25 protein-coding genes are annotated in these 24,372 nt (G+C 61.3%); 9 read left to right on the top strand and 16 right to left on the bottom strand.

Annotated features, from left to right (window positions below; genetic code table 11):
- The first annotated feature begins 95 nt into the window (after window positions 1-95).
- Together GRI69_RS07350 and GRI69_RS07345 are read left to right on the top strand one after the other, a co-directional pair.
- On the top strand, window positions 96-1,025 hold the full coding sequence (locus tag GRI69_RS07350; RefSeq protein ID WP_160727621.1) for an electron transfer flavoprotein subunit alpha/FixB family protein: 930 nt from the start codon (window positions 96-98) through the stop codon (window positions 1,023-1,025).
- Window positions 1,026-1,248: 223 nt separating this feature from the next.
- Window positions 1,249-1,998, top strand: a complete 750-nt coding sequence (locus tag GRI69_RS07345) for a TonB family protein (RefSeq protein ID WP_160727620.1) — start codon at window positions 1,249-1,251, stop codon at window positions 1,996-1,998.
- Between the two features lie 19 nt (window positions 1,999-2,017).
- On the opposite strand, the gene GRI69_RS07340 is transcribed toward GRI69_RS07345, so the two are convergent.
- The 6 genes from GRI69_RS07340 to GRI69_RS07315 all read right to left on the bottom strand — a co-directional run bounded on the left by GRI69_RS07340 (window position 2,018) and on the right by GRI69_RS07315 (window position 9,234).
- Window positions 2,018-3,229, bottom strand: coding sequence for a DUF445 domain-containing protein (locus GRI69_RS07340; RefSeq protein ID WP_160727855.1), 1,212 nt, complete (start codon window positions 3,227-3,229; stop codon window positions 2,018-2,020).
- Window positions 3,230-3,312: 83 nt separating this feature from the next.
- A complete protein-coding gene (locus GRI69_RS07335; RefSeq protein WP_160727619.1) occupies window positions 3,313-6,783 on the bottom strand; it encodes an efflux RND transporter permease subunit in 3,471 nt (1,156 codons plus the stop codon).
- Between the two features lie 10 nt (window positions 6,784-6,793).
- Window positions 6,794-7,987, bottom strand: a complete 1,194-nt coding sequence (locus tag GRI69_RS07330; protein WP_160727618.1) for an efflux RND transporter periplasmic adaptor subunit — start codon at window positions 7,985-7,987, stop codon at window positions 6,794-6,796.
- A gap of 245 nt (window positions 7,988-8,232) precedes the next feature.
- Window positions 8,233-8,499 (bottom strand): GlsB/YeaQ/YmgE family stress response membrane protein, encoded by a 267-nt coding sequence (locus tag GRI69_RS07325; protein ID WP_160727617.1) that lies wholly within the window; start codon window positions 8,497-8,499, stop codon window positions 8,233-8,235.
- A 141-nt stretch (window positions 8,500-8,640) separates the two neighbouring features.
- Window positions 8,641-8,940, bottom strand: a complete 300-nt coding sequence (sciP, locus tag GRI69_RS07320) for a CtrA inhibitor SciP (protein ID WP_160727616.1) — start codon at window positions 8,938-8,940, stop codon at window positions 8,641-8,643.
- Window positions 8,941-9,234, bottom strand: a complete 294-nt coding sequence (locus GRI69_RS07315) for a hypothetical protein (protein WP_160727615.1) — start codon at window positions 9,232-9,234, stop codon at window positions 8,941-8,943.
- A 105-nt stretch (window positions 9,235-9,339) separates the two neighbouring features.
- On the opposite strand from GRI69_RS07315, the gene mnmA reads away from it, so the two are divergent.
- A complete protein-coding gene (gene mnmA, locus GRI69_RS07310; protein WP_160727614.1) occupies window positions 9,340-10,494 on the top strand; it encodes a tRNA 2-thiouridine(34) synthase MnmA in 1,155 nt (384 codons plus the stop codon).
- On the opposite strand, the gene GRI69_RS07305 is transcribed toward mnmA, so the two are convergent.
- Window positions 10,491-10,829 (bottom strand): hypothetical protein, encoded by a 339-nt coding sequence (locus GRI69_RS07305; protein WP_160727613.1) that lies wholly within the window; start codon window positions 10,827-10,829, stop codon window positions 10,491-10,493. The two genes, mnmA and GRI69_RS07305, sit on opposite strands and share 4 nt — an antisense overlap.
- A 35-nt stretch (window positions 10,830-10,864) precedes the next feature.
- Between GRI69_RS07305 and GRI69_RS07300 the strand changes: the two genes are divergently transcribed.
- The gene (locus GRI69_RS07300; RefSeq protein WP_160727612.1) at window positions 10,865-11,998 is read left to right on the top strand and encodes a serine hydrolase domain-containing protein; all 1,134 of its coding nucleotides are present in this window, start codon (window positions 10,865-10,867) and stop codon (window positions 11,996-11,998) included.
- Here GRI69_RS07300 and GRI69_RS07295 read toward each other — a convergent pair.
- The 3 genes from GRI69_RS07295 to pdxH are packed head-to-tail and all read right to left on the bottom strand — an operon-like array spanning window position 11,977 to window position 14,332.
- Complete coding sequence (locus GRI69_RS07295; RefSeq protein ID WP_160727611.1) at window positions 11,977-12,777, bottom strand: PhzF family phenazine biosynthesis protein; 801 nt, start codon at window positions 12,775-12,777, stop codon at window positions 11,977-11,979. The two genes, GRI69_RS07300 and GRI69_RS07295, sit on opposite strands and share 22 nt — an antisense overlap.
- Complete coding sequence (locus GRI69_RS07290) at window positions 12,777-13,712, bottom strand: cation diffusion facilitator family transporter (protein WP_160727610.1); 936 nt, start codon at window positions 13,710-13,712, stop codon at window positions 12,777-12,779. The genes GRI69_RS07295 and GRI69_RS07290 overlap by 1 nt, the downstream gene beginning before the upstream one ends.
- A complete protein-coding gene (pdxH, locus tag GRI69_RS07285) occupies window positions 13,709-14,332 on the bottom strand; it encodes a pyridoxamine 5'-phosphate oxidase (RefSeq protein WP_160727609.1) in 624 nt (207 codons plus the stop codon). The genes GRI69_RS07290 and pdxH overlap by 4 nt, the downstream gene beginning before the upstream one ends.
- Before the next feature lie 202 nt (window positions 14,333-14,534).
- On the opposite strand from pdxH, the gene GRI69_RS07280 reads away from it, so the two are divergent.
- The 5 genes from GRI69_RS07280 to GRI69_RS16405 all read left to right on the top strand — a co-directional run bounded on the left by GRI69_RS07280 (window position 14,535) and on the right by GRI69_RS16405 (window position 18,597).
- The gene (locus GRI69_RS07280) at window positions 14,535-15,497 is read left to right on the top strand and encodes a DnaJ C-terminal domain-containing protein (protein WP_160727608.1); all 963 of its coding nucleotides are present in this window, start codon (window positions 14,535-14,537) and stop codon (window positions 15,495-15,497) included.
- Between the two features lie 136 nt (window positions 15,498-15,633).
- On the top strand, window positions 15,634-16,527 hold the full coding sequence (locus GRI69_RS07275) for a YhjD/YihY/BrkB family envelope integrity protein (RefSeq protein WP_160727854.1): 894 nt from the start codon (window positions 15,634-15,636) through the stop codon (window positions 16,525-16,527).
- A complete protein-coding gene (gene fabI / locus GRI69_RS07270) occupies window positions 16,524-17,333 on the top strand; it encodes an enoyl-ACP reductase FabI (RefSeq protein ID WP_160727607.1) in 810 nt (269 codons plus the stop codon). Before GRI69_RS07275 ends, fabI begins: the two co-directional genes overlap by 4 nt.
- 1 nt (window position 17,334) lies before the next feature.
- Window positions 17,335-18,333 (top strand): SDR family NAD(P)-dependent oxidoreductase, encoded by a 999-nt coding sequence (locus GRI69_RS07265; RefSeq protein WP_160727606.1) that lies wholly within the window; start codon window positions 17,335-17,337, stop codon window positions 18,331-18,333.
- Between the two features lie 66 nt (window positions 18,334-18,399).
- Window positions 18,400-18,597, top strand: a complete 198-nt coding sequence (locus tag GRI69_RS16405) for a GFA family protein (RefSeq protein ID WP_419957064.1) — start codon at window positions 18,400-18,402, stop codon at window positions 18,595-18,597.
- Window positions 18,598-18,806: 209 nt separating this feature from the next.
- Here GRI69_RS16405 and wecB read toward each other — a convergent pair whose 3' ends face one another.
- The 6 genes from wecB to GRI69_RS07230 form a co-directional block, all read right to left on the bottom strand.
- Window positions 18,807-19,928 carry a non-hydrolyzing UDP-N-acetylglucosamine 2-epimerase gene (gene wecB, locus GRI69_RS07255; RefSeq protein ID WP_160727605.1) on the bottom strand — a complete coding sequence of 374 codons (1,122 nt, stop codon included), beginning with the start codon at window positions 19,926-19,928 and terminating at the stop codon, window positions 18,807-18,809.
- Between the two features lie 40 nt (window positions 19,929-19,968).
- On the bottom strand, window positions 19,969-20,562 hold the full coding sequence (locus GRI69_RS07250) for a hypothetical protein (protein ID WP_160727604.1): 594 nt from the start codon (window positions 20,560-20,562) through the stop codon (window positions 19,969-19,971).
- A gap of 88 nt (window positions 20,563-20,650) precedes the next feature.
- Complete coding sequence (locus tag GRI69_RS07245; RefSeq protein WP_160727853.1) at window positions 20,651-21,175, bottom strand: demethoxyubiquinone hydroxylase family protein; 525 nt, start codon at window positions 21,173-21,175, stop codon at window positions 20,651-20,653.
- A complete protein-coding gene (locus GRI69_RS07240) occupies window positions 21,175-21,654 on the bottom strand; it encodes a disulfide bond formation protein B (protein ID WP_160727603.1) in 480 nt (159 codons plus the stop codon). Before GRI69_RS07240 ends, GRI69_RS07245 begins: the two co-directional genes overlap by 1 nt.
- Window positions 21,655-21,676: 22 nt before the next feature.
- Window positions 21,677-23,017: a S41 family peptidase gene (locus GRI69_RS07235; protein ID WP_160727602.1), complete on the bottom strand. Its 1,341-nt coding sequence runs from the start codon at window positions 23,015-23,017 to the stop codon at window positions 21,677-21,679.
- Window positions 23,018-23,134: 117 nt separating this feature from the next.
- Window positions 23,135-24,358, bottom strand: coding sequence for a murein hydrolase activator EnvC family protein (locus tag GRI69_RS07230; RefSeq protein WP_160727601.1), 1,224 nt, complete (start codon window positions 24,356-24,358; stop codon window positions 23,135-23,137).
- Window positions 24,359-24,372: the final 14 nt, after the last annotated feature.

The raw sequence follows: 24,372 nt of genomic DNA, 5'->3' as shown, positions 1-24,372 counted from the left end.
AGCTTGTCGAAGCACCGTCCTTCTTTCGGGCGCTCGGATGAAGAAAAGTACGGCCCTTCGACAAGCTCAGGGCGAACGGACTTAGAGGTTTGAACATGAAGACACTGGTGTGGGTCGAACACGACAATGCCGAGATGAAGGACGCCACGCTTGCAGCGGTAACCGCCGCTGGCAAGCTGGGCGAAGTGCACCTGCTGGTTGCCGGATCGGGCTGCCGCGCGGTTGCCGAACAGGCTGCGAAGGTCGCGGGCGTGGGCAAGGTCCACCTTGCAGACGATGCTGCCTATGAGCATGCGCTGGCCGAAAACGTTGCGCCGCTGATTGCCGACCAGATGGGCCACCACGATGCGTTCGTGGCACCCGCCACCACCACCGGCAAGAACATCGCGCCGCGCGTCGCCGCGCTGCTCGACGTGATGCAGGTGTCGGACATCCTCTCGGTGGAAGGCGACAAGACCTTCACCCGGCCGATCTACGCCGGGAACGCCATCGCGACGGTGGAAAGCTCGGATGAAAAGCTCGTCATCACCGTTCGCGGCACCGCTTTCGACAAGGCGGAAGCGGAAGGCGGTTCGGGCACTATCGAGGAAATTTCCGGTCCGGCCGATGCAGGCCTTTCCAGCTTCGTCAGCCAGGAAATCGCCGAGAGCGACCGCCCCGAACTCACCAGCGCCAAGATCATCGTTTCGGGTGGCCGAGCGCTGAAGGACGCGGAAACCTTCGAGCAGGTCATCACGCCGCTGGCAGACAAACTCGGCGCAGGCATCGGCGCTTCGCGGGCCGCGGTCGATGCGGGTTACGTACCGAACGATTACCAGGTCGGACAGACCGGCAAGATCGTGGCTCCGGAAGTCTACATCGCCATCGGCATTTCAGGCGCTATCCAGCACCTTGCGGGCATGAAGGATTCCAAGACAATCATCGCGATCAACAAGGACGAAGACGCGCCGATCTTCCAGGTCGCCGACATCGGCCTGGTCGCCGATCTCTACAAGGCAGTCCCGGAACTCACTGAAAAGCTATAATTGCTATCTTCTGCAGAATGACGGGGCGGCTGTCCTATTGTGGTTGGCCGCCCCTTCTTTATATTAACCTCCTGAATTTCGGGGGTCGTAACTTGAAGACACTATTAGCCGGCCTTTGTGCCTTCACCTGTTCGCTCTGCCGACAATAGGTTCTGCAAAGGAGCCGCTGGTCCTCGAACCCAGTTCGAGCTGGAATTTGGACTACGGCAATGAAGCATGCCGGTTGGCCCGCACCTTCGGTCAAGGCGAATCCAAGGTCACTTTGGTTCTCGCGAAATACGCTCCAGGTATCTCGATGGAAGTTGTGGTGTCCGGGAAACCACTCAAGTCCGGTCGTTCCCGGTCCTTCGCTTACAGTTTCGATCCCGCTGACGAGATCGAGGAAGAGCGAGTTCTGTTTGGTGATACCGACAAGGGCGGAACGGTATGGCAATTCCATGCGCAGCTTATTCCTGACGACACTTTGGAAGCTCGCGCAGATCGAGACAGCTCCCCACCGGCGTTGAGAGAGGTCGAAACCGCAATCGCGGAAAGGACCGAAAGTCTAACGATATCTGTCGGTCGCTCAGATCCTGTGGTTCTTCACTTTACCGGCTTCGGGCAGGGGTTGGAGGCCATGGATGTCTGCCTCGATGATCTGGTAAGGAGTTGGGGCTACGACCCGGAGGTGCAGAGATCTCTTGCCACGAGACCGAAGGCCAAGGGTGACATGAGTGACTGGTTCCGGGGCGGCGTTTACCCGACCATGGCTATGCGCAAGGGACTGTCGGGCAGTATTGGGTACCGTTTGGCCATCAATGAAAAAGGCCGCGTAACGGACTGCGTGATCCAGTCGAACTATTCCGATCCGGCATTCTCGGAATCAGTTTGTGATGGATTCACACGCAACGCACGGTTTGAACCAGCCCGCAATGCCGCGGGAGAAGCCGTAAAATCGTACTCGGCCAACCGCGTTCTTTTTCTCGCCTCGTAAGGCAACGGACTGGTTCCGCTCAGCCGAAGACTTCAGTGAGAACGTGAATGGTGACGCCGACCAGGCCGCCCACCAGTGTTCCGTTGATCCGGATGAACTGGAGATCGCGACCCACGGCGCTTTCCACACGACCAGTCAGCGTAGTCGCATCCCAGCGGCGGACGGTTTCGCTGACCAACTGAACGATCTGGTCACCATAGCGCGTTGCCACGCCCACGGCGGTCCGGCGGGCGAAGCGGTTGACCTGCTGCTGCAAGCGGATGTCATCGCGTAGGGCGCCGCCGAGTTCGGCCAAGGTCTCGCCAAGGTATCCGCCACCTGCGCCGCCGCTTTCGCGAATGCTCCTGATGAGCCGCGCGCGGATGCGCTCCCAGACCGACTGCCACCAGTCCGCGATCGCCGGATTGTTTACCAGTTCGACCTTCATGCGCTCGACCCGCGCCTGCATCTCCGGATCCTCGCGCAGACCGCGGGCGAGTTCCTGGAGGCCTTCCTCGATCTTGTTGCGCAGGGGGTGCTCCGGATCCACCAGCACTTCGGCCAGAAGCTTGTAGAGGCCGTCGAGAACCGAATTCGCAACCCTTTCGTCCAGACCGGTGAAGCGAAGGACCGCGTTGGCCCGGTTGTGGACCATGTCGCGAACCATCTGCTCGTTGTCCTCGAGCACGAGGCCTGCCCAGCGGATGATCTTGTCGATCAGCACCTTGTGCCGCCCGTCCTCGATCATCGCATCCAGCATGCTGCCGAGCAGCGGCGAGACTTCCAGCTTCTCGATCTGCGCCGCGAGCCCGGAACGGACTTGCGTTCCCAGCCGGTCGGGATCGAGCGATTCCAGCACTTCGACCGCAAGTTCGCCAGCACCGGCACGGACGCGCGAATCGCGAGCCGCTTTTGGGTCGGCCAGATAGCTCCCCACCGCCGAGGCCAGGTTCATGGACCCCATACGTCGGGCGACGACCTGCGGCGTCAGGAAGTTCTCGCGCAGGAAGCCCGCCATCGTATCCGCGATACGGTCCTTGTTTTCCGGGATGATCGCAGTGTGCGGGATCGGCAGGCCGAGTGGGCGGCGGAACAGCGCGGTCACCGCAAACCAGTCGGCAAGGCCGCCCACCATCGCTGCTTCGGCGAACGCATGGACGTAACCCCAGGCAGGATGCACATCGAGCCAGCGGCCGGAGGCAATGAAGATTGCCGCCATGAGCACCAGCATGCCCGTGGCGGTACGGCGCATGATGCGGGCGCGATCAGGCGGGAGCGGCGCTACGCTTAATCCTGCCAGTCTATCGAATGTGCCCGCCATACCCTAGGCGACGCTTACTCTGCCGGTTCGATCCCGGGTTGGTGGCCCTTTGCCCCCGGAACGCCGTCTTCGTCACCCGGGCGGTAGGTCAGGAAGCGGTTGCGCATCCACGGACCGGCGCGCTTTTCGAATCCGTCCGCCAGACTGAACCCGGCGGGGACGATAAGCAGCGTCAGGAGTGTGGAAAGGATCAGACCGCCGATCACCACCGTCCCCATCGGCGCACGCCATGCGCCGTCGCCCGAAAGGCTCAGCGCAGTGGGCACCATCCCTGCGGTCATCGCGACGGTGGTCATGACGATGGGCTGTGCGCGCTTGTGCCCGGCGTCGATGATGGCTTCCATCTTGCTCTGCCCGGCGTCCATTGCCTCGATTGCGAAGTCGATCAGCAGGATGGAGTTCTTCGAGACGATCCCCAGGAGCAGCAAGACCCCGATCAGCACTGGCATGGAGAGCGGCTGACCCACGATCCAGACCAGGAATATCCCGCCGAGGGGCGCGAGTGCGAGTGAGGTCATATTGACCAGCGGACTCATCAGGCGCTTGTAGAGCAGGACCAGCACCGCAAAGACGAGGAGAATACCTGCGAGCAGGGCGACGGAGAAATTCGCCATCAGTTCCTGCTGCATTTCGTCTTCACCAACCTGGTCGCGGATCACGCCTTGCGGCAGGTTGGCGAGGGTCGGCAGAGCGTCGACCTGCTCCATCGCGTTGCCGCGCAACACGTCGCTGGCAAGGTCGGCCCCGATGAAGACACGCCGGTTCTGGTTGTAGCGCTGGATCGTCGTCGGGCCCGAGCCGAAGGTTATGTCAGCAATCCGGCCGAGAGGGACCGACGAACCGTTGGCCGTCGGCACCGGCAGGTTCTCGATCGTTGTAATATCCTCGCGCGCGCCTTCCGGAAGGCGAACGGTGATAGGAATCTGACGATCGGAAAGCGAGAATTTCGCTGCGTTCTGTTCGATTTCACCCATCGTCGCGATACGGATCGCCTGGCTCATCGCGGCGGTCGATACACCAAGGTCGGCTAGCAATGCGGTACGCGGGCGGATGATGATCTCGGGCCGCGGGACGTCGGCCGTGATACGCGGCGCGACCACGGTGGAGAGGCCCTTCATTTCCTCGACCACCTTCGAAGCGGTGTCGCTGAGAAGTTCCGGATCGGAACCGGCGAGCATGATTGTCAGATCGCGCCCGCTGCCACCGCCGCCAGGACCGCCCATCGAATTCCAGCGGACCCGGGCATCGGGAATCAGAGCCAGTTCCGGCGCGAGTGCTCTGGTGAACTCGTATGACGGACGCTCGCGATCCTCTTTCAAGGTCACGTAAAGGGTCGCTTGGCCTTCCTGAACGCGTTCGAGGACACGCAGGACCTCCTGCTGGTCATAGAGCAGCGCCGCTACCCTATCGGCCACCCGCTCTGTGGTTTCCAGCGTCGTGCCGGGTACCATTTCGATCGCGACCTGCACATTCTCGTCGTCGATCTCGGGATTGAACTGGAACGGCGTCTGCGTGAACAGCAGGATCGTCAATAGGAATGAAAACCAGCCGACGCCAAGCATCCAGACCCGATGATCGTAGAAGCGCGCTTCTAGATAGCGCCAGCTCTGGCTCAGCCGTTCGCCAATCACACGGGTGAGGAAGCCAAGAACTTTCAGGAAACCCAACACCAGCGCAAAACCGACTGCGGTAGCCACTGCGAGTTGGATTATCTGCAGCGGACGCATCACCAGATCGTGCAGGAAACCGTCTGCCGCCACGGCATTGGCCAGCGTCTGAGGTATCTGCAATCCGTCGATCGCATTGAAGGTCATGAAAACCGCAGCGCCGGAAATACCCAGCAAGGCGAACACGACAAGCAGCAGCGACAATGCATAGGTCCAGCGACGCTTTGGCCCCGGCAGACCCTCGCGCCGTGTACGCATTTTGCCGCGCTCGAGCGACCAATGGAGCACACGCATATAGCGGTCCATCCACTTGCCTTCGCCGTGTTCCGCATGGCCGTGCGCCTTGAGAAAATAAGCCGACAGCATCGGCGTGATCATGCGTGCGACAGCAAGGCTCATCAGCACCGCGATGACTACGGTCAGACCAAAATTCTTGAAGAACTGGCCCGTCACGCCCGGCATCAGGCCGACCGGCAGGAAGACCGCGACGATGCAGAAACTCGTTGCGACAACCGGCAGGCCGATTTCATCCGCCGCATCGATCGAGGCCTGATAGGCGGATTTACCCATGCGCATGTGTCTGACGATGTTCTCGATCTCGACGATAGCATCATCGACCAGCACACCCGCCACGAGCCCGAGCGCGAGTAGCGACAGGAAGTTCAGATTGAACCCGAGCAGATCCATGAACCAGAATGTCGGGATTGCGGACAGCGGGATGGCGACGGCAGAGATGAAGGTCGCCCGCCAGTCGCGCAGGAAGAAGAACACCACCACGACCGCCAGGATCGCGCCTTCGATCATCGCGGCGATCGAACTGGAATACTGGTCCTTGGTATATTTGACCGTATCGAACAGCTGGATGAAGCGGACATCGGGGTTTTCGGCCTCGATTTCCGCAATGAGCTCCTGCGCGTCTTCATAGACCGTAACGTCCGAAGCGCCCTTGGCGCGGCTCATGTAGAAGTTCACGACTTCCTGATTGCGAACCTTGGAAATCGACGTGCGTTCCGAATAGCCGTCGCTCACAGTAGCAACATCGCCCAGTCTGAGCGTCGTGCCGTCCGCAAGGCGGATCTGGCGCTGGGAGAGTTCGAACGCGCTTCCGGTGTTGCCGAGAACGCGGACCGACTGGCGCGTGCCGCCGACTTCCGCCATGCCGCCTGCAGCATCGAGATTGTCGCGCCGCAGCACCTGGTTGATCTCGGATGCCGTCACTCCGTAAGCCTGCATCTTCGCGAGATCGAGCGTGACCTCGATTTCCCGGTCGACCCCGCCGAAGCGTCCGGCTTCGGCCATGCCCTCGATCGACAGCAGGCGCTTGGCAACGGTATCGTCGATGAACCAGCTAAGCTGCTCGATCGTCATGTCGCTCGCTTCGACGGCGTAAATCCCCAGGAAGCCCCCAGCGACATCGACCTTCTCGATACGCGGTTCGAGAATCCCTTCGGGCAAGCTTCCGCGCACCCCGTCGATCGCGTTCTTCACCTCGGACACGGCGTCGTTCGGATCGGTGCCGATCTCGAATTCGACGAAGGTGTTCGAACTGCCTTCACGAGCAGTCGAGGTAATCTTGTTCACCCCGGAAACCGAACGGACCGCCGATTCGACACGCTGGGTGATCTGGTTCTCAATTTCGGTCGGGGCAGCGCCGGGCTGCGAAATCGTGATGTTGACCGCCGGGAACTCGATATCCGGATTGTTGACCACATCCATCCGCGCGAAGCTCAGAATGCCGGCCAGCAGCAGAGCGGTGAAGGCAACCAAGGGAATTACAGGATTGCGGATCGACCACGCGGAAAGGTTGCGGAAGTTCATTGCAGGCCCCCTATTGCCCGGCCGTGCGCGGATTGACCGTTTCGCCCTCGGTGAGGAAGCCGCCGGCGCGCAGTACGATCTTCTCGTTGCCGGTGATGCCGCTCTCGATCACGACACCTTCGCTGGTGACCATTCCGGTTCTCACCGGCCTGCGTTGGACCTTGTTCTCGGCGTCCACCACGTAAACGAAGCTGCCATCATCATCCGACAGCACGGCGCTTTCGGGCAATAGCGGAGCGGTTGTGGTGCCGCTAAGGATGCGGGCCGTGGCAAAGCCGCCGGGACGCAGGGCGGGATCGTAGGAAAGCGCGATCCGCGCCGTCCCCTGCCGGTTCTGGGCATCGATGGTCGGGGCCACCTGCCATACCTGTCCAGTAAATGTCTGGTCGGAACCCACCGGCGTCACTTCGGCTGAAACTCCGGCGCGCAGCTTGGTAAGCTGTTCCTCGCCAACTTGGGCGAGCATTTCGATCTCCCCGCCGCGGGCGAGGCGAAACAGAGGTCCGGACCCGGCCGAAACCGTCGCACCGACCTCTACATTGCGTTCGAGTAACAGTCCTGCGGAGGGGGCGACGATATTGAGCCGCGCATTGCGGGCCTGCAGTTCATCGAGCTGCGCGCGCGCCACCTGGACACGGGCCGCGGCAGCGTCACGGGTTGCAGTCAGGCGATCGACATCGGCTTGCGAGACGAAGCCGCGCTCGACAAGTTGCAGGGCGCGATCGAGATTGGCCTGCGCAAGCTCTGCGTCGGCCCGGGCAACCTGGATCTGCGCGGATGCGGCATGCGCCTGCTGTGACTGGACCGAACGGTCGATGACGGCGAGGACCTGTCCTTGGCGAACCCAGTCGCCGGCTTCGACAGGAATCGAGACGACCCTGCCGCCTTCGCCGACAACGCCAACGGGTGCATCCCGGCGCGCTGCGAGCACGCCTGTCGCCACGATTTCTCCTGCGACGGTGGTCCGCCCGGGGGAGACGACGGTGATCGCAGGGGCCTGGGCGCCGGTATCGACAGCCTCCTCTTCGGCACCAGCCGTGAGCAAAAGATAGGCAGCGACGATGGCTGCGAGCACGATTAGGGCGATGACGATGTAGAGGCGCTTGCGGCTACGGCCGCCGCGCTCTTCGATTACGGTTTCACCGTCCAGCGAAACGTTAACCGCTTCCCCCTTTTTCGCCATGATCTCGGATTCATACGTCATTCTTGGTGCCCCGTCTGGCAACGACTTCGATTGTTCGGTGTATTAGTTAAGTAAACCACAAAGCGCAAGTCTGCGATTTTCCTAGTAATGCACGCGCCGAAGCGGGGCAATCTTTCACTCGACCGGAGTGGCAGTTGGATGGACGAATGACGCACTATTGTGGCCTTCGGGCCTCGTGGGGCATGAAAAAGGGCGGCGCAGCCAACGCTGCACCGCCCAATTCATCGAAACTAGTTGCGCTGTATTTACCGCACGCGGCCTCGCTGGACGAGGTTGGCGATAGCGAGCAATACGATGGCGCCGACGATCGCGATAATGAAACCGGTCAAGTTGAAGCTCTGTATGCTGCCTTCGATCCCGAATAGCGCGCCAGCAAGGAAGTTGCCGATAAGTGCGCCGACGATACCGACGATGATATTCCAGAAAATGCCCATCGAAGCATCACGCGCCATGACCAAACTTGCGAGCCAGCCGGCCACGCCGCCGACGATAATTGCGATAATCCAACCCATTGCAAAACCTCCTGTTAGACTCCCATCCGACCCTATGCCCCCAGAACGGACAGCATAAGCGGGGGTTCCCCTTCTGCATGGGGATAGGAAGTCAGCGGATTCAGGAGGTTTTGGTTCCCGCCAGGGGCGAGCCCGTCCGTATCAGTACTTGAACTGGCGCTCGTACAGGTCGCGATAGTGCTGGATGCGGGTGACGCGGAGGCCCTGCATGCCCGACCGGTCGACCGCACGCTGCCAGGAAGCGAACTCCTCCAAGGTGAGGCCATAGCGTTCGAGAACATCATCGATACTCAGGAGACCGCCATTGACAGCCGCAACCACCTCGGCCTTGCGGCGCACGACCCAGCGCTTTGTCGAAGGCGACGGCAAATCCTCCACGGTCAGCGGCTCGCCAAGCGGGCCGATTACCTGTGCAGGGCGGATGTCCTGGTTTTCGATCATCTATTTCTCTCGGTCGCCTTGCACCGCACCACTTGCGGCTCGGCCCTGACCTAACGCCTCCGATTTGCCATGCGCTAAACCGTTTTGGTTAACGGTCCGTTTACTTTCTCCATCTTTTTCGCGGCGGGCTTCACCAAAGGCCTCGAAGCCCCCGCTTTCACCTTTGGAGAGTTCTTCGCGCAATTCGCGAGTCGCGGATAATTTCGCGACCAGCTCGGTCCAGCGAAACTGGTGCAAAACCTCGCTTTCACGAGACTCCCCCACCGTCTTCTTGTTGATTTGCCCCTCAAACATGCATTCCTTGATAGGGTTACATGGTAAAGGGTGTGTGAATCATGTTTTGCGGCGTCGTCCGGGAAGTACTGGAGACGAGGCGCGAGGACGTGTATGGGCGCGCCCATGCCCGAATCCCGCCTCCTCGACCCGGCCAGCGCCGCCGGGCTGTTTGACCTTGAAAAACCTGCGCCCGAAAGCCGGATAGTGGTGGCGATGTCGGGCGGCGTGGATTCTTCCGTTGTCGCGGCGCTGGCAGCGAAGAGCGGCGCCGAAGTCATCGGCATCACTCTCCAGCTGTACGATTATGGGGCGGCAACGGGCCGCAAGGGTGCATGCTGCGCTGGCGACGACATCGCCGATGCGCGCGCCGTGGCCGACCGGCTGGGCATTGCGCATTACGTCTCGGACCATGAAAGCGCATTCCGCGAGGAAGTGGTCGAAACCTTCGCCGATGAATATTTAGCCGGCCGCACGCCCGTCCCCTGCATCCGCTGCAATATGGGGCCCAAGTTTACCGACCTGTTTGCCATGGCCCGCGAGCTCGGCGCAGACTGTCTTGCCACGGGTCATTACGTCCAGCGGCTGATGGGTCCCGCAGGCGCAGAACTTCACCGAGCAACCGATCCTGCGCGCGACCAGTCCTATTTCCTTTACGCAACGACCGAGGACCAGCTCGGTTACCTGCGTTTCCCGCTGGGCGGATTGCCGAAAAGCGAGGTGCGCGAACTGGCCGTGGCAGCTGGCCTGCGCAATGCCGCCAAGCCCGACAGCCAGGATATCTGCTTCGTACCCGACGGCGATTATGCGAAGATCGTCAAGAAAATGCGCCCTGAAGGCGCGCGTCCGGGCGCGATCGTACATGCTTCCACTGGCGAGGAACTGGGCGAACATCGCGGCGTGATCCACTACACCGTCGGCCAGCGCCGCGGCCTGGACATCGGCGGACAGCCCGAACCGCTATATGTCGTCGGCATCGACGCTGCCGAAGCACTGGTGAAAGTCGGGCCCAAGCACATGCTGGCGGTAGACGAGGTCAGTCTTGTCGAAACCAACCGCATCGGCCCGCTACCCGATGTCCAGCTGACCGCCAAGGTCCGCAGCCTCGCCAAGCCTGTGCCGATCATTTTGGACGGTCCGCTTGGCAGCGGGGAATCGACGACCATCCGGTTCGAAACACCCGAATATGGTGTCGCGCCCGGGCAGGCGGCAGTGATCTATGCCGGAGACCGCGTGATCGGTGGCGGCTGGATCGATTCGACCACGGGCTGCGCGGCCTAGTCTTCCCACTTCTGCAGGACGCAGCCATAACCTTCGCGGTAGCTCGCCGTATCGGAAGCGATGAAGGGGATCGAGGCAGAAACGCTCCTCGTCGTTTCGTTCGCGCTCAGCGACACCAGTTCCATGCCTTCCAGCTTGTCCTTGGCGCAATCCTCGAGGCTGCGTCCGGCGACAAAACGACAAGAGCAGCCCACTCGCGCGGCATAGGCTGTCCCGGTTTCGCCCGTACGGGTCGCCGCTTCGCCATAGGCCAGCCATGCAGCACCGGCCGCGAGCAGAAGGACGAGGGCGAGCCAGAACCACCAGCGTGAAAAGAGAGAGCGTTTTTTCGCCATTGCGCGCGTTATTTCCTCATGCGAGTGACGCGGGCATGTTCCCGCGGCCCGCTTCCCTTATCGCCCTTGTCCTTGCCACTACAAGCCTTGCGGCATGCGGTTCGCCCGGCCCTGCAGAAGAGCCGCCACTGAGCGAGGAAGCGCTCGCTGCCGTGACCGAGAATCCGGGCGCCCCGACAAAAGCGCTGGCGCGCGAAGTCGACGATCTTTTCAGGATGGAAGGCCTTGGCGAAACGCGCGCGCTGATCGTGATGCACGATGGCGCCATCGCAGCCGAGCGGTACGGTGAAGACTATGACGAGAACACGCGCTTCGTCAGCTGGTCGATGGCCAAGACGGTAACTGCCCTGATGATCGGCCAACTCGTCGGCGACGGTTTGCTCCGGCTGGACCAGCCCGCACCCGTCCCCCGCTGGCAGCGCAGCGGGGACCCCCGGGCGGACATTACCCTGCGCCATTTGCTGCAGATGCGCAGCGGGCTGGAGCATACCGAGGCGGGCAGCCCGCCTTACGAAAGCAGCGAAGTGCGCATGCTCTTTCTCGACGGGCGGGACGATATGGCGGATTATGCCACTGCCCAGCCGCCCGAGGCCGAACCGGGAGAAAAGTTCGAATATTCTTCCAACACTACCGTGATCCTCGCCGGCATCGCCGCGCGCGTACTGTCCGATGCCGAACATCCCGAGGCGCGGCGGCGTGCAGTGAGCGATTATCTCTCCGCGCGGCTGTTCGAACCGCTCGGTGCCACTTCCATGGTCCCCGAATTCGACCGGGCAGGCACGCTGATCGGCGGAAGCCTGATGCATGCGAGTGCGCGCGACTGGGCGAAACTGGGCGAACTGATGCGCCGCAAGGGCTCGCACCGGGGCGAACAGCTCGTCCCGCGCAGCTGGATTGCCGAAATGGTGAGACCCAGCCCCAGATCACCGCAATACGGGCTCCAGACCTGGCTCAACCGGCCCACGGGAGAGGAAGAACATCCACTGTTCCCCGATCGTGCACCGCATTCGGCCTTCTCCATGATCGGGCATATGGGCCAGTATGTGTTCGTGTCGCCCGAACAGGGGCTGACCGTCGTGCGTCTCGGCCATTCAAATGCCCCGGAGCGCGAAGCAATGCTGCAGCAACTGGCCGATATCGTGGAGCTCTATCCAGCCGAAGGCAGGTAGAAACTTCCTTCCACCACGGTCACGCAATTTCCGCCCAGAACCGCCTTGTCGCCATCGCGGCGGCACCGGGCATGGCCGCCCCGCTTTGATGCCTGATAGGCGCTGAAGCTTTCGCGCCCCAGCCGCTCGGTCCAGAAATGGGTGAGGCAGGCGTGGGCCGACCCGGTGAAGCTATCCTCATCCACGCCGCCGCCCGGGACGAAGACCCGGCTGACCACATCGGTATCACCGCCCGGCGCGGTGCAAATGAACTGGTCGTTCCCAAGCGCTCGCAGCCCGCGCAAATCCGGGTCGAGCGCGCGCACTTCCTCTTCGCTTCCATACAGATAGATCCCGTATCCGTCAGGATTGAGCCAGACTTCCCGGGGTCTGGAACCCAGCAGCTCCGTAGCCTCGTCCCAGTCGCCCTTGCTGGTAGGAATGAGCGGAAGCGCGAGTTCGTAACCCTCCTCCATTCTGCGCACCTCGAGGTTGCCGGCCTTGCGGGTCCGGAAGGTGACGTGTTCACCCCCGTCGCGCTGCAGCAGGACATGCCCACTCGCCAGCGTCGCATGACCGCACAAGCGCACTTCCTCGGTCGGCGTGAACCAGCGCAGTTCCCAATCGGTTTCGCCCGAATTGTCCTGCACGACGAAGGCAGTCTCAGCAAAATTGTTCTCCTCGGCGATGGCCAGAAGGACATCATCGTCGAGCCACGCCTCGAGCGGCATCACTGCTGCCTGGTTGCCCGTGAAGGGCCGCGGGGCGAAAGCATCGACATGGGTATAGGGCAGTTTCATCACTTCTCCGGGTCCAGCTTCGCGAACTCGTTTTCTTCGACGAGCGGGTTATCGGGTTCGTCCACATGGCCCTTGGGATCGATGTGGATCAACAGCTCCATGGCCGGAAAACGGCGGCACAAATCGTTCTCGACGCGTTCGATGATATCATGCGCCTGCTCGACCGTCATATTGCCGGGCAGGTCGACATGGAACTGGACGAAATCGCGATTGCCGCTGGTACGGGTGCGCAGGTCGTGAAGATTGGACAGTTCCGGATGCTCGGCCGCCGCTTCGACGAAGGCCAGCCGCTTTTCCTCGGGCCATTCGCGGTCCATCAGATCGTCGACCGCTTCGCCTGCCGCATGGAAAGCGCCCCAGCCGAGCCATGCGGCGATAGCGAGCCCGAACAGCGGGTCTGCGAGACCGAAACCGGCATACTGATCGAGCATGAGTGCGGCGATGACCGCGACGTTTAGCAAGAGGTCCGACTTGTAGTGAAGGTGATCGGTCTGGATCGCGAGGCTGCGTGTCCGGCGCATCACATGCCGCTGCCATCCGAGCAACGCAAAGGTGAGAACGATGGCGACGACCGAGACCGCTATCCCCTCGCCCGCAGCGGACGTTTGTCCGCCATCGACCAATTGGCTGATCGCGCGTGCCGCTATGCCGAAGGCGGACAGGGTAATGAGCATGACCTGGAAAATCGCCGCCAGCGCTTCCGCCTTGCCGTGACCGAACCGGTGATCTTCGTCTGCCGGCATGGAGGCGATCCACACCCCCGTAAGCGTGGCGATGCTCGCAACAAGGTCGAGCGCGGAATCGGCAAGGCTGCCAAGCATCGCGGTCGAGCCGGTGCGCCAACTCGCCCAGCTCTTCAAGGCGACGAGGATGACCGCGACCGTGATCGAAGCGAGTGCGGCTGAGCGGGCGAGGCGAGCGCGGTTGTCGCTCACGGGTACAGCAGCGTGTTCGACCACGCCTCCCCCGGACCCTCGCGGGTAAACTGCCTGCGGTCATGCAGACGGAAATCGCGATCCTGCCAGAATTCGATCGTGTGCGGGGTCAGCAGGAACCCGGTCCAGTGCGGCGGACGCGGTATATCGCCTTCGGGATAGCGTTCCTCCAATGCCGTTACCCTGTCGAGATAGTGCTGGCGGTCCGCAAGGGCGCGCGACTGGTCGCTGGCCGCCGAACCGATCTGCGAAACCCGCGGCCTGGAATGGAAATAACTGTCGGCCTGCTGGCCGCTCACTTCCTCGAGCGAGCCCTCGATCCGGATCTGGCGGCGCAGGGATTTCCAGTGAAACAGCAAAGAAGCCTGCAGATTGGCGCGAATTTCCTTGCCCTTCCGGCTTTCGGCATTGGTATAGAACACGAAACCTCCGCCTTTCCCCCACTGGCTGCCATGACCCTTGAGGAGGACCATGCGTACCGACGGCTGTCCGCGGGACGTCGCAGTCGCCAGTGCCATCGCGTTGGGATCGTTCGGCTCGGCCTCCTTGGCTTCGGCGAACCAGGCCTCGAACAGGGTGAAGGGATCGGTGACCGGAATGGCACTATCGGCTTCGTTCATTGCGCGCTCCTGTCAGGCAGAACGCGCGGAGCACGATCCGGATAGAAAAATACCGCAGCGCCATTCTCATCCGCCAGAGCAGGAACTTCGGTGGATTTCGGCGAGTTGCGCTTAGGCATGGTCGGCGTCTCTAACTCTGCTGGCAATTGGAGGAAAGGCTCTCTGCTTGCGCGCGGGAAGCGTCGCAACTAGCTAACACACTATGGCAGACCCCTATTCCACTCTCGGCGTCACCCGTAGCGCGAACGAAAAGGACATCAAGAGCGCCTATCGCAAGCTGGCGAAGGAGCTGCATCCCGATCGCAACAAGGACAATCCCAACGCTTCGGAACGCTTTTCCGACATAACCAAGGCGTACGACCTGCTGTCCGACAAGGACAAGCGCGCCCAGTTCGACCGCGGCGAAATCGATATGGAAGGCAATCCCGCCAATCCTTTTGCCGGAATGGGCGGCGGCGGTCGCGGAGGTTTCAATGGCGGTGCCGGCGGTCAGCGGGGCTTTCGCGCCGAGGATTTCCAAGGATTCGGCAACGAGCAGGTGGACCTTGGCGACATCTTCGAAGGGCTTTTCGGCGGTGGCCGAGCACGCGGCGCCGCACGCCCGGGCGGTGATCCCTTTGGTGGCAGGCACGCCCCGCCTCCGCAGAAGGGGGCGGATATCGGATATACGCTGCGCGTTCCCTTCATTGATGCCGCAACTCTCAAGGATCAGCGCATCACCCTGGCCGACGGAAAGACGATCGACCTGAAGCTGCCCAAGGGCCTCGAAGACGGGACGCAGATGCGGCTCAAGGGCAAGGGTCGGCAAGGTCCCGGAGGCGCTGGCGACGGGCTGGTGACGATCAAGGTCGACAAGCACAATCTGTTCAAACGCGATGGCGACGCGGTGCGCTTCGACCTTCCGATCACGCTCGACGAGGCGGTGAACGGGGGCAAGGTTCGCGTTCCCACAGTCGATGGACCGGTGATGATGACCATCAAGACAGGCACCAACGGCGGCACGGTGCTGCGCCTGAAGGGAAAGGGTTTCAGCAAGAAGGATGGCAGCCGGGGGGACCAGCTGGTAACGCTGGAAATCCAGTTGCCCGACGACCTTGGCGAACTCGCCACGCGGCTCGACGGCTGGAAGGACGAGAGCGACCCCCGCAGCAAGCTCCAGGTGTAACCTGTCAGAAGCCCATCTTCCCCCCGCCAAGGAACGCGAAGTCCTTTCGCTGTCACCCGAGGCAAGGCGAAAGCAGGCCCAGAACCTGCGCGGCCGCATCGAGGACAAGGTTGGGCCAGGGACGCGCGCCTGGGAAGTGGCCAAGCGGACACTGGTCGGCACCTACAACGACGGGTTCATCCATGCTGGCAATCTCGCCTATCTGGCGATGCTGTCGATCTTCCCCTTCTTTATTCTCGGCGCGGCGGTTTTTTCCGCAGTCGGCGAGGAAAGCGAACGCGCAGCAATGATCAACGCGGTGCTTTTTGCTCTCCCTCCTGTCGTCGGCAATGTCATCGAGCCCGTCGCGCGCGATGTGATCCAGGCGCGTAGTGGGTGGCTGCTCTGGGCTGGTGCATTCGTCGCATTGTGGACCGTGGGGAGCTTGGTCGAAACCATTCGTGATATCCTCCGCCGTGCCTACGGAACCGAGGCGACCAAGGCATTCTGGAAATACCGCCTGTTCTCGACCGGTGTGATTCTCGGCGCCGTGCTGCTGCTCATGCTCAGCCTGATGGCTCAATTCATGATCGGCGCCGCGCAGGAAATTATAGAGGCCTATTTTCCGGATCTGGTGGACCGCGTCCTCGAATTACAGCTTTCGCGCATCGTTCCCGCCTTGGGCCTCTTCGGTTCGCTCTACCTCATCTTTTACACCCTCACTCCCTCCAACTATCGCCAGCGGCGCTATCCCAAATGGCCAGGGGTCCTGCTGACGACGCTTTGGTGGATCGCCGTGACCACAATCATGCCGGCAGTGCTGACCAGTTTTTTTGCTTATGATCTGACCTATGGCGGACTGGCGGGAGTGATGGTTGCGCTGTTCTTTTTCTGGCTTGTCGGCTTAGGTGTGGTTATCGGCGCGGAACTGAATGCCGCGCTTGCCGAAACACCCGAAGAGGAACTGAACCTGGTCGGGCAGGAGGACAACCGGCGCCGGGCGCAGCTCACGCGGGAAATACAAAAAGAGCAGGAAGGAAACGACGAATGACCGGTCTGATGAAGGGCAAGCGTGGTCTCATCATGGGTCTCGCCAACGACAAGTCGCTGGCGTGGGGCATTGCCAAGCAGCTGGCCGAACATGGTGCGGAAATGGCATTCTCCTATCAGGGTGAGGCGCTCAAGAAGCGCGTCGGGCCGCTGGCCGAGCAATTGGGCAGCGATTTCACCTTCGAATGCGACGTTTCCGATATGGACGCGCTCAACCGCGCTTTCGCTACCCTGAAGCAAAGATGGGACACGATCGACTTCGTCGTTCACGCCATCGGTTTTTCCGACAAAAGCGAGCTGCGCGGCAAATATGTCGATACCAGCCTCGACAACTTCCTTATGACGATGAATATTTCGGCCTATTCGCTGGTAGCGGTGGCCAAGCGCGCGCGTGAAATGATGCCGAATGGCGGCAGCATCCTCACGTTAACCTATTATGGCGCGGAAAAGGTCATCCCGCATTACAATGTGATGGGCGTGGCGAAGGCGGCGCTGGAAGCGAGCGTGAAATACCTCGCCAACGATCTTGGGCCAGAGAACATCCGCGTCAACGCGATCAGCGCCGGACCGATCAAGACGCTCGCGGCGAGCGGGATCGGCGACTTCCGCTATATCCTCAAGTGGAACGAGCTCAACTCGCCCCTACGCCGGACCGTGACGATCGAGGATGTCGGCGGCTCGGGCCTCTATTTCCTCTCGAACCTTTCCGGCGGCGTGACGGGCGAGACGCATCATGTGGATGCGGGCTATCACATCGTCGGCATGAAGCAGGAAGACGCGCCCGACATCGCGCTCGACAAGGGCTAAGGTGCGCGTCCTCGTCACCGGCGCGGCGGGCTTCATCGGCGCCGCGGTCGCCGAGCGGCTTTGTGCGCGCGGCGATACGGTGCTGGGGATCGACAGCCTCAACGATTATTATCAAGTCTCGTTGAAGCAGGACCGTGTCGCGCATATGCGCGAGCAGGCAGGCGAGAGGTTTTCTTTCCAGCAAGTCGATTTTTCGGATTGGGAAGCGCTGACCGCTGCGCTCGAGAGCGAACACTTCGACAGGATCGTCCACCTCGGCGCGCAGGCAGGTGTGCGCTACAGCCTCGAAAACCCGCGCGCCTATGTCGAGGCCAACCTGATGGGGCATGTGAACCTGCTCGAGGTCGCGCGGCATCGCGGCGTGGCGCATATAGTTTATGCCAGCTCCTCCTCGGTCTATGGCGGGAACGACAAACTGCCTTTCGCTGTCGAGGACCGGGCAGACCATCCGGTCTCGCTCTATGCGGCGACGAAGCGCGCAGACGAATTGATGAGCGAAACTTACGCGCATCTCTATCGCGTACCGCTGACCGGCCTCAGGTTCTTCACCGTCTACGGCCCTTGGGGACGCCCCGACATGGCCCTATGGCTCTTCACCGATGCGATCCTGAACGGCCGGCCGATCAAGGTGTTCAATCACGGCGAGATGTGGCGCGATTTCACCTTCATAGACGACATCGTGAGCGGCGTGATCGCCTGCCTCGACAGCCCTCCCGCCGATGACGGGGCGCAAAAAGCGGGTGGCAGCGTGAAACCGCATGCGCTCTACAACATCGGCAACCACCGCAGCGAGAAGCTGACCCGCGTCATCGAGCTGATCGAGGAAGCATGCGGAAGGAAGGCCGAAGTGGAATTCCTTCCCATGCAGCCGGGCGACGTGGAGAAGACCTATGCCGATATCGATGCCATCCAGCGTGACATCGGCTACCAGCCGACAACCGCCATCGAGCAAGGCATTCCGCGGTTCGTCAAGTGGTACCGCGAATATCACAATCTCTGAACCTCACCGCTTGCTCGACTCGCATGTTCATAATATGTTCTGGTCTTCGGCAGGTGGAGAAGCGATATGTTGACCGGTGGATGCCAATGCGGCGCAGTCAGTTACGAAGTCGAAGGCGAGGCAGCGCATCACGCGCTATGCCACTGTGCGGACTGCCGTGCTTCTTCGGGTGCACCCGCCACGGCGTGGATGGCGTTCGCTTCGGACAGCTTCCGGATTACGAGCGGCAAAGCCACTCCCTACAATTCCTCCGGAGCATCTTGACGGCATTTTTGCGGAACCTGCGGAACGGGCATCTACTTCATCAACGAAGTCAGGTTACCGGGCATTGTCGACATACAGTCAGCCACGCTCGACGATGCACAGAATCACGCTCCCGGGGCGCAAATCCAGACGGCCGAACGGCTCGGCTACATGGCTGATCTCGGCAATTTGCCGGAATTCGAACGCTACCCGGGGCAGTAGGTGCCTGTTCAGGAGCGGGCGAGCAGATCGCAGATGCGCTGCGCTGACTTCCCGTCGCCGAAAGGATTGTGCGCGCGGGCCATGGCGGAATAGGCTTCACCGTCGTCAAGCAGCTTTTCAACCTCGCGGACGATCGTCTCGGCATCGGTGCCGACGAGCTTTGCTGTCCCTGCGTCCACCCCTTCCGGTCGTTCGGTAGTCTCACGCATGACCAGCACTGGCTTCCCCAGCGCGGGAGCCTCCTCTTGCACACCGCCGCTGTCGGTCAGCATGATATGGCTGATGTCCAATAGGCGGGCAAAGTGCGGATAATCGAGTGGCTCGATCAGCGCGACATTTTCGAGGTCTTCGAGGTGGTCCATCATGATCGCGCGGACATTAGGGTTCATATGGACCGGAAAAATCACCGCCACGTCATCTCTCGAAGCAATTCTCTTAACTGCATTGGCGATATTCTGCATACCTTCGCCAAAATTCTCGCGCCGATGGCTGGTTATCCCGATGATACGCTTGCCCGCGAACCGCTGTTGAAGATCTGCCAGGCCCGAGGCAAGCGAGGGTTCCTGCTTGATCTTACCCGTTACCCATTTGAGGGCGTCGATCACGGTGTTGCCAGTAACATGGACCGTGGCCGGATCGACATTCTCTCCTATCAACGCGTCCGCACTGGTCTGCGTCGGTGCGCAGTGGAGTTTAGCGAAGGTGCCCACCACGCGGCGGTTCACCTCTTCGGGCCACGGCTGGTAGATATTCCCGCTGCGTAGCCCTGCCTCGACGTGACAGACAGGGATTTTCCGGTAGTAGGCCGCGATCGCTCCGGCCATCACGGTGGTCGTATCGCCCTGTACCACCACCCAGTCCGGCTTTTCCAAATCGAGGATCTTTCCAATGCCGGTAAGGGCCCTTGCGGTGAGATCGTCTAGCGTTTGACCTGCGGTCATCAGATCGAGATCGTAGTGCGGCACGATATCCGCAATATGGAGAACCTGATCGAGCATCGAACGATGCTGGGCCGAAACACAAACGCGACTTTCGAAGCGGTCGTCCTTCTCCAGCGCATGAATCAAGGGAAAGAGCTTGATCGCTTCAGGGCGAGTTCCGAAGACTGTAAGTACGCGAGGCCTGTTCATCCTGCCGAGCTAGCCGCAAACCCTTGCGAAGGAAAGATAATCAGCTTTCCGGGTCGCCCGCGACGACCTCTGCACCGGCGTCGGGTTGCGGCAGAGGCTCTTCGTCGGGCGTGGTGCTGGCACGTTCGTTTTCGAGTCGCTCCATATATTCGCGCTCGATCATCTCGACCTCCTCCTGGGTGCGTTCCGCATCCTCGTCTATGGTCGAAAGGCGCTCTGCACGCGCGGCAGCAATTACTTCGCTGAAGCGAACGTCGGAAGAGTTTTCCTTGTCGGCGTATGCCTTGGCGATCATTTCCTGCGTGCAACCGGTAAATCCCCCCGAACCCGCGGGAGAGCAAGACATGATGCCAAAATCACCGACCATCTCGAGCCGTTCGACACGACTCATCCACGCCTCGGCCTGCGGCCCGTCGGTGAAACGCAAGGATTCTGGAATGCGATAACGTTCGCTCTCCGCCTGACGCGCACAGACAACGATCGTACCATCATCACCCTGAGGGCACTCGTCTTCACCATAGACAATGACCATGTTGTAACTTTCATCGCCGGTATCGACCGGAGTCTGCGCCAGGGCCGGCACTGCGAAAGCAGCGGCGGAGACGGCGACGAGAGCGAGCAGGGGTTTCGTCATAATGAGCCTCTTGTGAGCAATGTCATTCTGTAGGCGCGTTGGCGCGTGAACTCTTTATGAAGCGACTGAGGTACGCCTGCCGTTCCCGTCAGATCCTTTCGGATAACTTGATAGCCGCCCGGCAGCCCAAGCGGATAAGGGCTGAAAGGACGGGATAGGCAGGAGCGCGTTCGGCACCCGCAGCAAGCGCGGTATCGCGATGCTCCCGCTCGTCTTCTCGGAATTCTTCAATCATTGCTGCGAGTTCGGGATCCTCATTGGTCGCTTCGAGCTCGTCGAGCTGATCGGAATAATGCAGGTCAATTTCCGTCTCGACGGCTGCAGTGCAGGCCATTGCCGCTTCCGGCCCTATCAGGGCAGTGGCCGCACCTAGGGCAAAACCGGCGCGATCCCAGAAAGGCTGGAGCGCAGTCGGTCGCACACCCCGGCGAGCCATCAGCGCATCGAATTTTGCGCGATGCCCTGCCTCCTGCTCCGCCATTCCCGCGATCTCTGCGGAATCGGGTCCGCGGTCACCCATGACGGCAAGCTGCCCCGCGTAGATCCGGGTTGCTCCGAATTCGCCGGCCTGATCAACGCGAATCATTCTGGCGATATGGTCCGGTGTTCTCATCATGGCCGACCATCCTTGCGTAGTAGATTGAAAACGAAAAGGCTTGTCGCCGCCGAGATAAGAAAGTTGAAGCCTGCCAAGCTGATACCCAGCAATGTCCACGGTGCTTCATCGCAGCGCACGACGGGCGCATTCATGATGGCGTCGAGCGCGCTCTGCCCTTCCCCCGTCTGCGGAATTGCCGCGCAAGAGGTGACGCCTTCCCACCAGCCATATTCGACCCCGGCGTGAAAAAATCCGATCAGTCCTGAAGTAAGGATTCCCCCCGCGGCGAGCGCGATCAATAAGCGTTTCGGGGCGGCGAGAAAGGAAAGAAGAGCGAATCCTACTGCCGCAAAATGCGGATATCGCTGCCACCAGCACATTTCGCAGGGGTAGAGATCGAAGCCGTATTGCGAGAGATAGGCTCCCGCTAACAACAGCGCAGGTATGGCCAGTACCAGTCGCTGCGCCCGCCTCAGGCTTAGATTGTTTTCCATTCTCACCCTGCGGGCGCTAGCTTTACTTCGTTCGCGAGGCAACGGCGCTCGAATTGGTCCGGCGCAGTGTCTCGACTGCGTAATGCAACTGGAAGTCCTCGATGCCCTGCGTTTCGAGCTCTTCCGCAGTCAGTTGGAAGCGCGGGTCGGTTCGCGTGTCGTTTTCCAGATCCTCGTCCTTGATGCCGAGTTCATTGATCAGATGACCGCGCAGATCGCTTTCCCGCATCGTGTACTTCATACGGCTGGCGAGATCGGGGTCGGATAGCTGCGGCACTTTGATGTCAGGCTTGATTCCACCCTCCTGAACCGAATGGCCTGAAGGCGTGAAATAGCGCGCCGTGGTAAGCTTCAACGCGGCATCGCGTCCGAGCGGCAACAGCGACTGGACGCTGCCCTTGCCGAAGCTCCGCTCGCCCATGACGATGGCGCGGCGGTGATCCTGCAGCGCGCCAGCAACTATTTCGCTGGCCGAGGCCGAACCGGCATCGATCAGCACAACGATGGGAAGATTTTCGGCAATATCTCCGCGGAAAACCGTTTCTGCGTCGTACGTAATCGATTCTCCGCGAGCGCGGCCACGCTGAGATACGATCTGGCCCTTTGTGAGGAACAGATCGGACAGGGCCACCGCCTCATCGAGCGAACCGCCGGGATTGCTGCGCAGGTCGAGTACCAGACCATTGAGGCGACCGGTGGCCTGACTTTGCAAATCCTTCCAAGCAGCGAACACATCGCTACCGACATCGCGCGAGAATTCGTTGACCATGATGTGTCCGATATTGCCGTCCTGCAATTCCCAGGTCACCGGCTCGAGTTCAATCACGCCGCGCGTAACACCGACGTCGAAAGGTTCTTCTCGTCCCGGGCGGAATACGGTCAATTGAATCGAAGTGCCCGCCTGACCGCGCATCTTGGCTACTGCCTCGTCCAGTTCGAGCCCGTAAATCAGTTCACCATCAATGTGGGTAATATAGTCTCCCGCCTTGATGCCAGCGTTGTCAGCCGGACTGCCGCGGAAGGGGGAAATGACCTTGACGGCACCATCTTCGCCTACGACCGAAAGGCCGAGTCCCGAGTAATTACCGTCAATCATGGTTTCGAGCCGCTGAAGGTCCGACCCATCGAGATAGGCCGAGTGCGGATCAAGTGCGGCGAGCATGCCGCTGATGGCGCCGTTTATCAGGACGTCGTCCTCGACAGGCTCGACGTAACTCGCCTTGACCCTTTGATAAACAGCGAAAAGTTTCGCAAATTCGGGACCCGCATTGCCTTCGACGCGGGCGAGACCGGCAGTCGTGGCAGGAAGCAGCGCAACAGCGGTTACAAGGGCGGCCGAGCGAGCCAGGGCGGCAAATTTCATTGAAGCGGATCTCCAGATTCCGGTGGCGAGTGTATCGCGCATTCCGGCTGAATGAAAGATGAGCCGAAAAGTGCCATGCGCGCGGCGAATTTTCAGCAATCTGTTCCTGTGCAGGGATCAGCGCAATTGATCGAGTGGATTGACTGCGGCTCCTTCTCGCCGGAGTTCGAGCGCGATTTCGGGATTCGTTCTGGGGGCCAGCCCCATCGGCGAACCGGCGCCAAGCTGCTGTCCGGTGCCGACCGCAAGATCTCCCAGTCCCGTGACGATGCTGGTCCAGCCACCTTTGTGCTCCAGTATAACGATGCGGCCATAACCTTCGTATTGGCCTGCGAACCCTACCCGTCCGGCGGCGGGTGCAATCACTTGCGCCTCGGCTCGCGGACGAATGGTGACGCCACTGCTTCGGCCACCTTCCGCAATCTCGCCGAACCCGGCAGTGATTCGTCCCGCGACCGGCAAGAGATATGGTTCGGGAGCGCCAGCCACTGATGCCGCGCCGGAATTTCGCGGTGAAGGAAGGCGGGCGGCGGCGGGCTGTGCAGGACGAACGAGTGGACCGTCCAGTTTGGCAAGGCGTTGACGCAGGCTGGCCGATTTATCGAGCCGGATGACCAGCGCATCCAGATCGCGCGCCTCTTCAGCAAGCTCGACTGCAAGTTCGGCCTCTCGATTTGCGCCGCCTGCAGCCTGCTGGGCCAGGATGCGCTCCGTTTCGGCGAGCGCGAGCATGTCGGCCCGACGCCGGACAAGCGCCTGTTCCGCGCGGCGTCGGTCGGCAAGAAAGCTGCGACGATCCGCTGCGAGCTGCCGCGTGCGTTCGAGGTCGCTCCGCAGTGCGGTAGTACGTTGGCGGACCACGGGAACGGCGCTGGCCAAGACCGCGCGCGTGTGGACGACGTCGCTCAGGGATCCCGGCTGGAAAGCAGCGAGCACTAGGGGACGCCGCGCCATTGTCTCAAGAGCCCCAGTCAGTTGGGCGAGCGGTTCGCGGCGCTGCGCGAGATCGCGGGAAAGCGCACGTCGCTGCCGCTCGACCATCGAAAGTTCGGCCTCGGCTGCAGCGACACGCGCCTCGGCCTGCTGCACTCTCGCGGCCAGTGCGGCCGCCGCGCTGATCGCCTTTTCCGAATCGTTCGCGGCACGCTGCGCCTCGGCTTCGAGCAGTTCTGCTCTGAGGCGGGCATTGCGCTGCTGGAGCCGGGCGATTTCGAAGGCTTCGCGTGCATCAGCGTTGCGTGCAGACGATGAGGATTGCTGTGCAGTAAGGGGAGCAAGACCCTGCGCCCCCAGGATAATCACGAGGAATAGGGCTACAAGGAGGATGGCGGCGCGGTTCATGACGTCAGGCTTTC

It is taken from the genome of Qipengyuania vulgaris (assembly GCF_009827325.1).
GTDB classification, from domain to species: Bacteria; Pseudomonadota; Alphaproteobacteria; order Sphingomonadales; family Sphingomonadaceae; genus Qipengyuania; species Qipengyuania vulgaris.
The sequence above is the reverse complement of the archived record's forward strand: the minus strand, read 5'-3'. Positions and strand labels throughout refer to the sequence as shown.